The sequence below is a fragment of the Kribbella sp. NPDC048837 genome (assembly GCF_055586945.1).
The window spans coordinates 290564-303758 of record NZ_JBVJHF010000003.1 but is presented as its reverse complement, the minus strand read 5'-3'; the positions used below and the strand labels follow the sequence as shown (position 1 = coordinate 303758).

Sequence of the window (13195 nt, the reverse complement as noted above, 5' to 3'; positions counted from 1 at the left end):
ATGCAGCTGGACAGCCTGTACCAGGAGATCATCCTGGACCACTACCGCAGCCCGCACCACGCGGGGCTGGCGGATCCGTACGACGTGGAGGTGCACCACGTGAACCCGTCCTGCGGGGACGAGGTCACGCTCCGGGTCGAGCTCGACGGCGAGACCGTGAAGGGCGTCACGCACGACAGCGTCGGCTGCTCGATCAGCCAGGCGGCGACGTCGGTGATGTCGGACCTGGTGATCGGAAAGCCGGTGTCCGAGGGCATGGCGACGTACGAGAAGTTCCTCGAACTGATGCAGGGCCGGGGGAATGTCGAACCGGACGAGGAAGTCCTGGAGGACGGCGTCGCGTTCGCGGGCGTCGCGCAGTTCCCGGCCCGGGTGAAGTGTGCGCTGCTGGGCTGGTCGGCCTGGCGGGACGCCACCGCCCGGGCGCTGGCCGCGAAAGAAGGAGTGAGCAATGCCTGACCAGACCGACGAGAAGATCGAGCTGCCCGAGGTCGACCTGGAAGCGGCGGCCGCTCAGCCCGGCACCAGCCCGGCCAAGGAAGAGGACGTCACCGAGGCGCTCAAGGATGTCGTCGACCCCGAGCTCGGCATCAACGTGGTCGACCTGGGCCTGATCTACGGCATCACTGTCGACGACACCAGTACGGCGATCATCGACATGACGCTGACGTCCGCGGCGTGCCCGCTGACCGACGTGATCGAGGACCAGACCCGGATGGCGCTCGACGGCCTGGTCAACGACTTCCGGATCAACTGGGTCTGGATGCCGCCGTGGGGTCCGGAGAAGATCACCGACGACGGCCGCGACCAGCTGCGGGCGCTCGGCTTCAACGTGTGAGCCGAGTCGTCTCCGTCGCCCCCGAGCGACTGGACAAGTGGCTGACCGGCTTCGGCGAACGCCATGGTGCCGTCGAGTACGACGTGACGCCGGCGAGCGTCACGGTGTCCGCCGAGGACGGTTCCACTGCCGTCGTCACGGTGCCCTTCGAGCCCCTCGCGGTGTTGTCCCGCGAGGGGCTCGTCGCGCACGTGCTGACCGAGCGGCGCCTCGGCGTCCTGCTCGTCCGGCGCGGCGGCTACGGCGCCGGAGTGTTTGCCGGCGGCAAGCTTCTCGACTCCAAGGTCGGATCCCGCCACGTGCAGGGCACGACCAAGGCCGGCGGCTGGTCGCAGCAGCGATACGCCCGCCGGCGCGACAACCAGGCCCGCGAGGCGTTCGCGGCCGCCACCGAGGTCGCCGTACGGATCCTCGCTGCGGCGAAGCTCGATGTCCTCGTCTGCGGGGGAGACCGGCGGGCCGTCGACACCGTGCTCGAGGACCCGCGGTTGAAGGACCTGACCGGACTCGTGCGGCCGCCGTTCCTCGGCGTACCCGATCCGAAGCAGAAGGTCCTCGAGCAGGCCGGTATCGACGCCCGGGCGATCCGGATCGACCTGACTCAGGAAGACTCGCCGTAGAGCGCGCGGAAGTCCGCGAGCGTCCCCCGGTAGTACTCCAGGTCGTCGGTCAGCTTGGCGCGCGTCAGCAGTTGCGGAGTCTGCGCCCGGGCCTGCGCGCCGAACTCTGACCACACCGCCGTGTCGGGCGCGTCGTCAGCGCCGTCCGGCAGGAACTTGAGCGCCTCGCCGACGGCATCGGCCGCGAACTCCCAGTTGAGCTCGACGGTGTCCCGATCCTGGTCCGGTCCGCCGGTGTAGGCCATGTCGGCCTCGAGCGCGCGCCGGGCGAACGTCGCGGCCACCACGGCCCACTGCGCGGCGTCGACCAGTTGCGAGACTCCCAGGCCGAACCGCACACCGACTGTCCGTGCGGCGTCCTCGGACGCGTACGGGATGGTCAGCTCGCCCGCGGCCGATGCGAGCGTCCACGCCTCCGCGCCCTCGGTCAGGTTGCCCCCCGGCTCGAGCGGCGCGGGCTGGGCCGGCGCCTCCAGATCGGCAGCCGTCATCAGGCTCACGTAGATCTGCGCCTCGGCCAGGGTCCTTGCGGTCAGCATCGGTTATCTCGCTCCTGTTTCTCGGACCAGATCGCGGTAGGTGTCGCGGGCCACCAGCAGCCGGTCCAGCCGGAACCGCCCCGGCTCCGCGTCCCGGACCGCCCGGCCCTCGGGCGTCCAGAACTCGTCCTCCGGTACGGCGTCCTGCCCGGCTGGGACGAACTTGACCACCTCGTCGACGGCGGCCCGGGCGACGGCCAGCACCCTACCCGCCTCGACCGGATCCGCGGGGACCTCGGTGGCGGCGCGATCGGCAACGTCCATCCACTGTCCGGCATCCAGCAGCTCTGACGGCTCCGGACCGCCGAACGTCGGCCAGCCGTCGACCCGGGTCTCCCGGGCCGGCAGACCGAACAGGTACTCGCGTTCGGCCGCACAGCCCGGGCAGATCCCGGCGTAGCTGGCCGCGAGCTCGCCGTCGACCTCGATCAGGCCGTGCTCCCACGGCGTCTCGGCCGAACCGCAGTCCGGGCACGGATGCAGTTCCAGGTACAGCTGTGCTTCGTCCCTCGTGCGGGCTACCGCGAACGCCATTCCGTCCCTCTCGTCGATGCGTTCCACCATCATCCGGCTACGGGCCCGACAGCGACGGCCCGTGGCCGGTGGGTGCGATGGTCCGCCCGGCCGCGGCGCCACCCGCCGACAGGTGCGCACCGTGGTTCGGTGCGGTCGTGAACTCGCGCGCGGTGGTGGCGTAGTCGAGGCCCTTGAGCACACTGGTCGGTACGCCGCTCTTCTCGAGCTCGGCGGCCACCTTGGCACTGAAGCTGCCCTCCTGCGACGACGTGTTGTACAGCTTGCGCAGGTCGACCCGTCCCTCCGCCATCAGCGCCATGCTGGGGTGCAACGTGGCGAAGGCCGACGCGTAACCACCGTCGTTCACACCGGCCATCGTCCCGTTGGGGAAGGCTTGGTAGAGCCGCTCGGTCCCATCGGTCTCCCGCACGGACAACACCACCGCGGTCTGGGTGCTCTTGGCCTGTGCGAGCGCCTTCAGCAGCGGACGGTACGGCTGGTACTCCTGACCCGACTTGCCCGGCCCGTACTCCGTCGCCTCGAGGTCCGGCTTCCCCAGCTCGGTCGGCACGGCCTGCAGGCGCGCACCGGCCAGTACGGCGTCCACCGACGCGCCCTGCTCCATCTGCCGGAGCCGCTCGAGGAACTCGTGCTGGAGCATCTCCACCTTGTAGACGGCGCCGGCCACATTCGGCAGGTAGGTGGTGTCCTTGACCTGCGGCGTACCGCGGCCCTTGTCCGTCGTCTCGTCGATGGTGACGTGGTACGCGACCGGGATGTCGACCGCGACCAGCACGCCCTCCTCGAACTTGCTGGTCTCCCGCCGGGTGCCGTCGCCATCGGAGGACTGCTCCTTGACCTGCTCGCCGATGGAGTGGCTGACCGAGCCGATCCCGGCATTGAAGCCGCCGGTCGCGGTCACCGGGCCGAGGTGGTTCCCGGCCTCCCCGGCGCGGACCGCCTCCTGCCGCCGCCGGACCTTGCCGACCTGCCCCTTCACCGGGTCGCCGAGCTGGAAGCCCACCGGTTCGGCGTGGATCGTCACCACCGCCGTGGTCCGGCCGTTGCCGGTGGTCGCCATCGGCACCATCCGCAGACCCTGGTCACTGGTCAGCCGCTCGAACTTCGCCTTCAGCGCGGTCGGTTTCGTCTGCTCGTGGATCGCGGCCCGGAACTCGGCCGCGAAGGCCCTGCCGTACTTAGCTTCGAGTCGGGCGGTCAACTGCTCGTGCAGCTGGTCGGACTCCGGCTCGCCGTCGACGTTCGGCTCGACCGCCTGGACCACCGCGCTCTCCGGGAGCACGAAGGCACGGTGCTCGGGCAGGCGCTCGGCCGGTTGCTGGACCACCGCGGCCGGGCCGTCGGTGATCAGGTCCCGGGGGACCAGCACGGTCATGTCGGCGCGGAGCTGCCGGGGCTGGGCCGCGGTGGTGATGTCGGCCGGGTTGGTCCGGTCCAGCTTCCAGCGCAGGCTCGCCATCGTCGCCGCACCGGCGTTGTGCAGCCGGACCACCTCGGTGGTGAAGACCAGCTTCCGGTGGGCCTTGGCCAGGTCGAAGTGTCCGCTCCGGTCCAGCGTGGTGTTCTGCTCGCCGCTGCCGGCGGTGTGCTGACGGGTCCGATCGGTCCCGACCCCGCCGGACATCGCCTCGCCCGAACCGTTGGTGTCCTTGGCCTCGACACTCCCGGAGTACGTCGTGGTGTGGCCGGTCGACCGGTCCCGCTGGTTGTAGTCGTACCCCTGGTTGATGCCGACGGCATCGACCTTGGGGATCTCCGGCGTCCCGTTCTCGGGGTTCTCCGGGCCGCCGGCGATGGTGACGTCACCCTCGTAGCGGGCCCGGACCCGGACCAGCAGGACGTCGGGTTGCTCCCGGCCCTGGATCGGGACCTCGATCGAGCCGATGTACCCGCGCGGGCCGAGCATGTCCTCCAGGTGGCCCTGGTAGCTGTCCGGGCTGAGATCGACCTGCAGCGCGGCGCTCAGCAGGGGACTGGCCTGCTGCAGGCCGGGCGCGACCTCCTCGATCTGCGGCTTGATCAGGGCGAGCAGGTCGACCTGCTCGTCCGGCCGGCCCTCGGGGGTGATCGACTCGATCTGGCTCGACGCGAGGCTGCCGTTGTAGGCGTCCGGCAGATGCACGACCCGGCGCTTCTCGGCGATCTCCTCGGCCCGGTCCATCGCCGTCCGCAAGCGCTCGCTCGGCGTCGGGGCATGCGAAGCGGGCACCCTGGTCTGCGCCAGGATCTTCTCCGTCAGCCGTTCGTCGGTGTGGGTCGCGGCCAGACCGGTCGTCACGCCGGCCTTCTCCAGCTTGTAGCGACGGACGAAGCCGACCGCGGTCTCCGGACTGAGGTCGAGCTTGCCGGTCAGGTACCGCTCGGCGGCGTCGGCCACGACCGGCAGCGGCAGGTCGAGCTTCCGCTGCTTGTAGAGGTCCAGGGCACGGCGCTCGGCCATCGCCTTCTGGGCGAGCGCGTCCTCCAGCGGCACGGTCTGGATCACGCGGCCGTCCTGGACGATGTCCGCGACCATCGTGTACCGCTCGATGAACTCGTAGTGCGTGCCGACGTTGACCAGCAGCCGTTCCTCACCCGAGGTCTGGCCGTTGGTGGTGGACTGCGACCTGCCGCCGGTCCGTCCGAGCGAGGCGCTGCCGGACCAGCCCGACCCGTCGCCCCCGACCACCCCGGCGCCCCCGTCGAGGCTGACCCCACCGGAGGCCGACGTACCGGACGTGGAGCCGACGTCGGTCATGGTGAAGTTGATGTCGACGGTGTTCTGCTCGCTGGTCGCGGCGTACGTGAGGCTGGTGGCCTGACCGCGGATCACGATCTTGAGCTGCTGCGGCAGCAGGGTCCGGTCCTCGAGGGCCTGGGCCGGGTTCGCCGGTGCCGGAATGACAGCCATCGGCAGCTCGTAGCTGCCGTTCATCCACTCGCGGTTGGCGACCAGGCTGTCCGGGGAGAGCAGCGTGTGCAGCTGCTGGAACGCGCTGGAGTCCGCACGGATCGCGCTGACGGCCTTGAAGATCCGGTCCGCCGGGTTGCCGGCGTCCACCGCGACCGGGATCGCCTGACGGACGGCCTCGGCGTGCGGTGGCTTCGGCTGCGCTTCGTACACCGGCGGCTCGGCGCGGGTCAGCGCACTGTCGTACTCGACGTCGAAACTTCCCCGGACGTCGGCCAGCGGCGCGGGGTCGTCGTTGTCGGTGACCTCGGTGAAGGTGATCCGGATGCCTTGCCGGAGCCGGTCGAGCGGTGCCGTGCTCTCGTTCAGCGTGACCCGGTTGACGCGCCGGCCGTTGGACCAGCTGAAGCTCCGGCCGAGTGCGTTGCGGCTGAGCTTGACGCCGAGCCGGCCGGCCCAGCCGCGGACGCCCTGGGCCGGACCGTTCGAGACGCCGGCGCCGGCCGAGATCGGCACCGACTTCGAGCGGCCGGACGACCGCCCGGTCGCCCGGGAGCTGATCCCGAGCCGGACGATGTTCTCCGTCGCGGTCGTGCCGCGGCCCTCGACGTCGTCGAAGTCCTGGGTGACGGACAACCGGAACGGCCGGTAGTGCGGTGTGTGACCGGTGCGGTGATCGTCGAGCACCACGATCAGGCCGCCCTGGCAGGCCTGGTTCATCCCGGCCTCGATCCGCGGCGCGGTGATCTGCGTGCGGATCCGGTCGTAGTTGCGCAGCTGGCTGGTCCGGCGGAGCGGATCCTTCGACAGGTTGTCCCACTGCGGCTGGAGGTTGGAGTCCAGCGGCGGAACGAGTCCCATCTTGCTCAGCTCGAGCAGCGCCTGACGCTGGGCCTCTTCGGCTCCCCGGAGTTGTTGCGGCAATGCCTTGCCCGGGCCGCGCAGCTGGTTCTGGCCGCGACCGTGCCACGGCGGCAGGGTCTGCCGGCCGATCGGGGGTTCGGGATCGCCGCGCAGCAGCGCCCGCCCGTCCTGATCGGTCCGCAGCGTGTCATCGGGCTCACGGCGTACGGCGTTCTTGTCCGCGCGACCGCCGGCCCGCAGGAGGTCGTTCTCCGGGACGCGCAGGTGCGCCTCGCAGAGGTCGGAGACCACGATCGGCTCGGCCTTACGGTCGTTGAGCTTGCGCAGGGTGGCCTTGACCTTGAGCCCGACGATGACGCCCTGGGTCGGGCCCTGGTTGCGATGGACCGACGGGGTGATCGAGGTCGCGCTGACGCTCTGTCCACCTTGGCGGGAGACGTTGCGACCGACGGACACGCTCGGCGAGATGTCCGCCGTCGTGCTGCCGACGTCGCTCAGCGCCGTGGGGCTCGGCATGTAGCCGGGGACGGGCTGGCCGGCGATCGGCTTGCCCGGGTAGGCGACTGACGCCGTACCGGTCAGTGAGGTGCCGAAGACCTGGCCCGCGTTGACGCCGGCGAAGTCGACCAGGACCTCTTCCTGCCACATCTCGGAGCTCGCCTCGCCGCTCAGCTTGGCGTCGGCCCAGATCGGCTCGACTTCCAGGGTGAGTGCGTACTCCGACTCGCCACCGGAGGGGATCGGCCGGGTGATGCCACCGGGCCGGGCCGCCTCGCGGAGCAGCCGGTGCGAGTCCTCGGTGATCAGTCCACTGATGTGGTCGTAGGTGACGCGGTCGATCCCGCCCCACTGCTGCTGGGTCTGGGTGACCAACCGGTCGTCGATGCTGTGCAGACCGCTGATCCTGGTCACGGCGTGCCGCGGGAAGTCGGTGGTGACCTCCGAGGCTCTGCCGAGCTCCGCGAGCGAGACGGTCTCGGTCGCGGCCTTGACCGTGTAGGCGCTCGACACCCAGGTCAGCTGCCGGCCCGCGTCCAGCGTCTCGACCGGGGACCAGGGCTCGGTGGGGGAGTTGCGGACCTCGATCTCCCACTCGCCGGACCACTCGTACAGCAGGGACTCGCCCCGGTTGTCGTCGACCCAGCCGGACTGGTGGTGCGCGGTCGAGCCACCGGTCTCGGCCAGCGTGCGGCCGGTGGACACCTCGCCGCGCGGCGAGAGCACCTGGGACGCGGCGTGCAGGACGGTCCCGGGCGCGGCCAGCGCGAGGAACGGCTGGACGTTGACGCCGACGGTGGTGTTCGACGAGTGGGTGCTGGTGGTCGCGATGCTCTGGCCGCCCTCGCCGAGGGTGCCGGACATCTGCTCGGCCAGGTCGTAGTCGCGGTCGATCACCTCGGTGAGATCACGCGGCTTCATCCGCAGCCGGACCTCGGTGACCCGGGTGACGTCGTCGTCCGGATCGCCGCCGACGGTGAACACCATGCCGTCGGGTGACATCAGCCGGCGGTACTCGGCGCCCGGCATCGGGATCGGGGCGTCGGTGGTGAGCCGGCGCGTGCTGCCGTTCTTGGCGAGCATGCGGTTGATGTCGTCGACCGGAACGGTCAGCGCCTCACCGGTCGGTACGCCGGTCTCCAGCAGGTCCTTGACCGGCATGGCCTGGTCCAGGCTGCCTTCGTAGACCCTGACTCGCCGGGCGGCCTGGCCGGCCAGCTCGGCGATCCGGGTCTGTGTGCCGTTCGCATCCAGCTCGCCGAGCAGCGCCTGGTACCCGGCCAGCGCGTTGCGCGCGTCGGTCGCCGCCTGGCCGTACGCCGCGGCGGTCTCGGTGTGCCGGCGTGCTTTGTTGCTAGCGGCAACGGCCGCGGCGCGCAGCGTGCGGGCCCGCTCGGGCGCGCCCTGGTCCTTCCCGGAGTCCTCGGCCTCGGCGTCGCGCTCGTTGCTGCCGGCCTCGGTGAGCGCCGCGACGGCGGTGGCCGTCTTGGCCTTGGCCTTGCCCTCGAGATCCGCGACCGCGGCTTCGAGCGTCTCGATCTGGGTGACGACCTGCTGGCGCAGGTGGCCGGGGGTGTGCCGCGCCGGGGTGGCCTCCGCTTCGGCGCGGGCGGCGGCGAGGCCGGTAGCGGTCGCGTCGGCGGTGGCGATCGCCTCCGGCGCCCAGGGGAGAGTCGGCTCGGTCCCGCTGCGGCGTCCGATCGCCGTCGCCAGGCCCTGGATGTCCCGCTCCAGCTCGGCCACGCTGCGCGGCCCGCTGGGCCGGCCGTTGGCGAGCGTCTCGGCCCGCGCCTGCCGCCAGTCCTGCGTGAGCAGCTGGTAGGCGGCGTTGTCGGCCCGGAGGCGCCGGTCGCTCCGCTCGTGGCCGAACGTGGACCGGAGCCGGCGGAGGATCCCGGTCGGCCGCTCGGCCTGTGCGGCCGCGAGCTGCTGCGTCATCAGGGAGAGCTGATGTGCCCAGACGTGCCGGAGCTGGTGGTCGGCGAGCCGGGGCGAGATTCGCAGCACGTGCGGGTCGTTCGCCGTCCCCGAGCGGAGCCGGCCCTGCGCCACCAGGCCGCCGATCGTGGGCAGCACCTCGACCCGGACATGCTGAGGTACGTCGCTCGCCGTCATCCGCACCACGGCCAGCTCGGCCTGCGCGTCCACGGCCGGCCTCGCGGTGAGCGACGTACCCAGGTCGTCCTGGGTCATGGCCGACAGGACGGTCAGCGCGGCGCGCCCGTCGAGGTCCGGATCCTGACTCGGACGGCCGCCGGCACCGGTCACCAGGCCGGTGCGGCGGACTGCCCGAGTCAGGGTCTGACGATTCGACGCGCGACGGTGGCTGCCGCCGACCGATGCCCGATGGCGTCCGGTCCGGCTGGCCGGAGTGGTCGCGCCGAGCAGGTGGGCGTCGCGGCTGATCTGCTGCGAGGCCGAGATCACCGCGGACGTGGCGATCGGGTTCGCCGTACCCGACAGGCGTTCCAGCCGGGCCGCCGCCTCGGGGGAGTCCGCGGCGGCGCTGAGCAGGGCGACGCGGAGCATCGCCTCGGCCTCGGCACGACGGGACTGGTCCAGGCCGCGGACGTGCAGGTAACGGTCCAGGGCCGCGGTGGCGCCGGCCGCGGGCGAATCCCCGCGGGCGCGGGCGATCTCCGCGCCGAGGACTCCGACAGCTTCGGCCAGCAGACGGTCGTCGTGCACCTGATCCGCGGCACGCCGGCTGAGCTGGGTCTCCAGCGCCCGGACGACGTACGCCGGCAGGACGTCGTCGCGGCTGGTCAGCCAGACGCGTCCGTCACGCAGCGGTACGGCCGTCGGGTGGACGATGCCGAGAGCGGTTCCGAGGGCCGTTCGGGCCCGGACCGCAGGATCAGGGGCGGCCATCGTGGGTGTCGTCAGCCGACCCACCCCCCTCCGTTGGGTGCCTCGGTGCTCACCAGTTGTCACCGAGACGTCTGGTTCCGGAATTTAGCAAACTTTCGGTTACTCGCCAGCAACTCAGATCACCCGAACTGTTAACGATTTACGCCTGCCGGCCACCTAGGATTCGGCGCATGAACGACCGGCTGGGTTCCTCGCAGTGGACCGTCACCGAGGCGCGGAGCATGGTGGCGCAGCTGCGGCACGTGGCCACCGACGGCCCGGAGTACGACGGCGTCGAGCTCTTCCTCGCGCTGTGCGACTACCTCGACGAGCTGCACGGCGGGATCGGGTTCGACCAGGTGCTCACCGGCCCGGAGCTGTCCGCCCTGTCCGACGTCGTACGCCGGGTCCGCGGGCGGAGCGTCGTACCGGATCCGCGCGGTGAGCGGCTGGTGCAGCCGGTGAACGCGGCTGTCACGTTGGACGAGGGACGTGAGCTCGCGACCGACCTGGAGGGAGCCGACGGATGGCAGCGGGAGCTCGGCCGGGCACTGCAGGGGCTGTACAGCTATCTAGACCAGTTGTACGGCGGACCGGGCGCGTTCACCGAGTTGCTGACCACGACCGAACGGGACCGGGTCGCGAGCCGGTAACGGCACCGACTTGGCGGGCCGGTTGGCACCTAGGTGCCACTACGGTAGGCGCGTGAGTCTCTCGTCCTCCACGCGAACCCCCTCCCAAGGCGCCCGCGGAGCGGGCCGATCGGCGGGCGGTGGATCGAACCGCCTCCCCAGCAGCCGGGAGCGCCGCCCCGCTCTGGCCGCCTTGGCGGTCATCCTGATCCTGCTCGGCGCGGCCGGTTCGGCCCTGATCGCGCTCAACAGCGGCAACCGGTCCGACTTCGTCGCGATCTCCGCCAACAGCCTCGAGCCCGGCCATCGGCTGGAGGCCAAGGACCTGTCCCGCGGCGACCTCGCCGGAGCGACCGGCGGCCTGATCCCGTGGTCGCAGGCGAGCCAGTACATCGGCCGCTACACCACGACCTGGCTGTACAAGGACCAGTTCGTCACGCCGGCCAACTTCACCAAGGCCGGCGCCAAGCCGATCCCCGCCGACGGTGCGCTGGTCGGCGTCAGCCTGGAGGCGGGCCGCGCGCCGTCGGACGGCATCGAGGTCGGTGACATCGTCCGGGTGGTCCGGGTGCCCACCTCCAACCAGGACTCCGGGACGGCGGTCCCGCTGGTCAGTGCGGCCGAGGTGACCTCGAGCTCCGGCGCCATCGCCGACCCGAAGACGAGCGCCAGCACCACGCTGAACGTCACGGTGCTGGTCCCGACGGACAAGGCGACCGCGGTGGCCGCCGCGGCCGCGGCCAAGTCCCTGGTGCTGGTCAAGCTCTCGGCGGACACCAAGCCCGAGGTCTCGCGCAACGACGGGACCAATTGATGGCTCTGGTGGCACTGGCGAGCGCGAAGGGCTCGCCCGGGGTGACGACCGCCAGTCTCGTCTTCGGCGCGCTCTGGCCACGGCAGGTGCTGCTGGCCGAGTGCGACCCGGCCGGCAGCGATGTGGCCATCCGGATGACGGCACCGGGCGGTGCGGCGCTCAACTCCGACCGTGGCCTGGTCAGCCTGGCCGCGGCCAGCCGTAAGGGCCTGGGCGACGAGGTGATCCTCGCGCACAGCCAGCAGCTCGACGGTGGTCTCGACGTCCTGCTCGGAGTCCGCGCGCCCGAGCAGATCGGTGGCATGGGCGGTCTGTGGCATCCGCTCGGCATCTCGTTCAACCAGATGCAGCATGGCGACGTACTGGCCGACTGCGGGCGCATCGGTGCGTCCTCGCCGCAGCTCCCGGTCATCCAGTCCGCGCGCCTCGTCGTACTCGTGTGTACAGCGACCGGCTCGTCGGTCGCGCACCTGCGGGAGCGACTGTCCTCACTGGTGCACCACGTCGACGCACAGCTCGGTGTGGTCGTGGTGGGCGACCCGAAGCGCCGGGAGGGCGTGAAGCAGGTGTGGACCGTGCTGGACGCGATGTCCGTGCCGGTGCGGCACCGGTGGCATCTGGCGTACGACCCGGTCGGTGCCGCGTTCTTCGACGGACGCGGTCACGGCCGGCTCGACAAGACTTCGCTGATCCGGACGGCGTCCGACATCACCGCGGAGATGGCCGCCATCGTCGCGGCACCCGCACCGCAGGACTTCGACATGGCCAACGCCGCGTTCCCGCCGCCGGGGGAGCGGCGATGAGCGCTGACCAGGAGCTGGTCCGCAAGCTGCGGGTGCAGGTCGCGGAGCGGCTGAACGAACAACGCCGCCGCGACCAGGTGAACGGCGTACCCCCGATGAGCGCCGAGGACGAGCGCGAGTACGCGCGGTCGCTGATCGTCCAGGTGCTCGAGGACCACGCCCGCTACGAGCTGGCCGAGGGCCGTACGCCGCCGACCCCGGACGACGACGCGCAGATCGCCGGCGCGATCCACTCGGCGCTGTTCGGTGTCGGCCGGCTGCAGCCGCTGATCGACGACCCCGAGGTCGAGAACATCGACATCAACGGCTGCGACCAGGTCTTCGTCCAGTACGGCGACGGCCGCGAGGAGACCCCGGGCCCGGTCGCCGAGAGCGACGAGGAACTGGTCGAGCTGATCCAGGTGCTGGCCGCCCACGCCGGCCTGACCAGCCGGCCGTTCGACTCCGCCAACCCGCAGCTGGACCTGCGGCTGCCGGACGGCTCCCGGCTGTCCGCGGTCATGGGCGTCACGTCCCGTCCCGCGGTGTCCATCCGGCGGGCCCGGCTCGGCCGGGTCTTCCTCAGCGACCTGGTTGCCAACGGCACCATGTCGGAGGACGTCGGCTCGTTCCTGCGGGCGGCGGTCGCGGCCCGGAAGAACATCATGATCGCGGGGGCGACGAACTCCGGGAAGACCACCCTGCTGCGCGCGCTGGCGAACGAGATCGGCCCGAGCGAACGCCTGATCACGGTCGAACGGTCGCTCGAGCTCGGCCTCGGCGAGTTCAAGGACCTGCACCCGAACGTGGTCGCGTTCGAGGAGCGGCTGCCGAACTCCGAAGGCGTCGGCATGGTCAGCATGGCCGACCTGGTCCGCCGCTCACTGCGGATGAACCCCTCGCGGGTGATCGTCGGCGAGGTGCTGGGCGACGAGATCGTCACGATGCTGAACGCGATGAGCCAGGGCAACGACGGCTCGCTGTCGACGATCCACTCGAACAGCTCGATGGAGGTGTTCAACCGGATCAGCACCTACGCGATCCAGGCGATGGAGCGGCTGCCGATGGATGCCACCCAGATGCTGATCGCCGGTGCGCTCGACTTCGTCGTGTTCGTCCGCAAGCACAACGACTACCAGCACGGCGGCGGCCTGAGCCGGTACGTCGAGAGCATCCGCGAGGTCACCGGGTGGGATGGCCGGGTGCTGTCCGGCGAGGTGTTCGCTCTCGGTCCGGACGGCCGGGCCGCGGCGCACGCGCCGATCGCCTGCATGGACGAGCTCGAGCACTTCGGGTACCAGCCGCTCGTGCACGGAACGTGGGCGTGAGGC

10 protein-coding genes are annotated in these 13195 nt (G+C 71.2%); 7 read left to right on the top strand and 3 right to left on the bottom strand.

Features of this window, described 5'->3' with window-relative positions:
- The 3 genes from sufU to ACZ6O0_RS17050 are packed head-to-tail and all read left to right on the top strand — an operon-like array spanning window position 1 to window position 1458.
- Window positions 1–459: a Fe-S cluster assembly sulfur transfer protein SufU gene (sufU, locus tag ACZ6O0_RS17060; RefSeq protein WP_465765860.1), complete on the top strand. Its 459-nt coding sequence runs from the start codon at window positions 1–3 to the stop codon at window positions 457–459.
- Window positions 452–838 (top strand): metal-sulfur cluster assembly factor, encoded by a 387-nt coding sequence (locus tag ACZ6O0_RS17055; RefSeq protein ID WP_328521293.1) that lies wholly within the window; start codon window positions 452–454, stop codon window positions 836–838. The genes sufU and ACZ6O0_RS17055 overlap by 8 nt, the downstream gene beginning before the upstream one ends.
- Window positions 835–1458, top strand: a complete 624-nt coding sequence (locus ACZ6O0_RS17050) for an acVLRF1 family peptidyl-tRNA hydrolase (RefSeq protein WP_465765859.1) — start codon at window positions 835–837, stop codon at window positions 1456–1458. The genes ACZ6O0_RS17055 and ACZ6O0_RS17050 overlap by 4 nt, the downstream gene beginning before the upstream one ends.
- Here the strand turns inward: ACZ6O0_RS17050 and ACZ6O0_RS17045 are convergent.
- Genes ACZ6O0_RS17045 through ACZ6O0_RS17035 form a run of 3 tightly spaced genes read right to left on the bottom strand, consistent with a single transcriptional unit; the run spans window position 1440 to window position 9657 of the window.
- Window positions 1440–1997 carry a hypothetical protein gene (locus ACZ6O0_RS17045; RefSeq protein ID WP_465765858.1) on the bottom strand — a complete coding sequence of 186 codons (558 nt, stop codon included), beginning with the start codon at window positions 1995–1997 and terminating at the stop codon, window positions 1440–1442. The genes ACZ6O0_RS17050 and ACZ6O0_RS17045 overlap by 19 nt on opposite strands.
- A gap of 3 nt (window positions 1998–2000) precedes the next feature.
- Window positions 2001–2564 (bottom strand): hypothetical protein, encoded by a 564-nt coding sequence (locus tag ACZ6O0_RS17040; RefSeq protein ID WP_465765857.1) that lies wholly within the window; start codon window positions 2562–2564, stop codon window positions 2001–2003.
- A gap of 4 nt (window positions 2565–2568) precedes the next feature.
- On the bottom strand, window positions 2569–9657 hold the full coding sequence (locus tag ACZ6O0_RS17035) for a hypothetical protein (RefSeq protein ID WP_465765856.1): 7089 nt from the start codon (window positions 9655–9657) through the stop codon (window positions 2569–2571).
- Between the two features lie 170 nt (window positions 9658–9827).
- Here ACZ6O0_RS17035 and ACZ6O0_RS17030 point away from each other — a divergent pair, with 170 nt between their 5' ends.
- From ACZ6O0_RS17030 to ACZ6O0_RS17015, 4 genes are read left to right on the top strand one after another with little or no spacing between them, the layout of a single operon-like run.
- Window positions 9828–10289, top strand: a complete 462-nt coding sequence (locus ACZ6O0_RS17030; protein ID WP_465765855.1) for a hypothetical protein — start codon at window positions 9828–9830, stop codon at window positions 10287–10289.
- Window positions 10290–10341: 52 nt separating this feature from the next.
- Window positions 10342–11082 carry a hypothetical protein gene (locus ACZ6O0_RS17025; protein WP_465765854.1) on the top strand — a complete coding sequence of 247 codons (741 nt, stop codon included), beginning with the start codon at window positions 10342–10344 and terminating at the stop codon, window positions 11080–11082.
- Entirely contained in the window at window positions 11082–11885 is an 804-nt protein-coding gene (locus ACZ6O0_RS17020) for a hypothetical protein (protein ID WP_465765853.1), read from the top strand. Before ACZ6O0_RS17025 ends, ACZ6O0_RS17020 begins: the two co-directional genes overlap by 1 nt.
- Window positions 11882–13192 carry a CpaF family protein gene (locus ACZ6O0_RS17015; RefSeq protein ID WP_465765852.1) on the top strand — a complete coding sequence of 437 codons (1311 nt, stop codon included), beginning with the start codon at window positions 11882–11884 and terminating at the stop codon, window positions 13190–13192. Before ACZ6O0_RS17020 ends, ACZ6O0_RS17015 begins: the two co-directional genes overlap by 4 nt.
- Window positions 13193–13195: the final 3 nt, after the last annotated feature.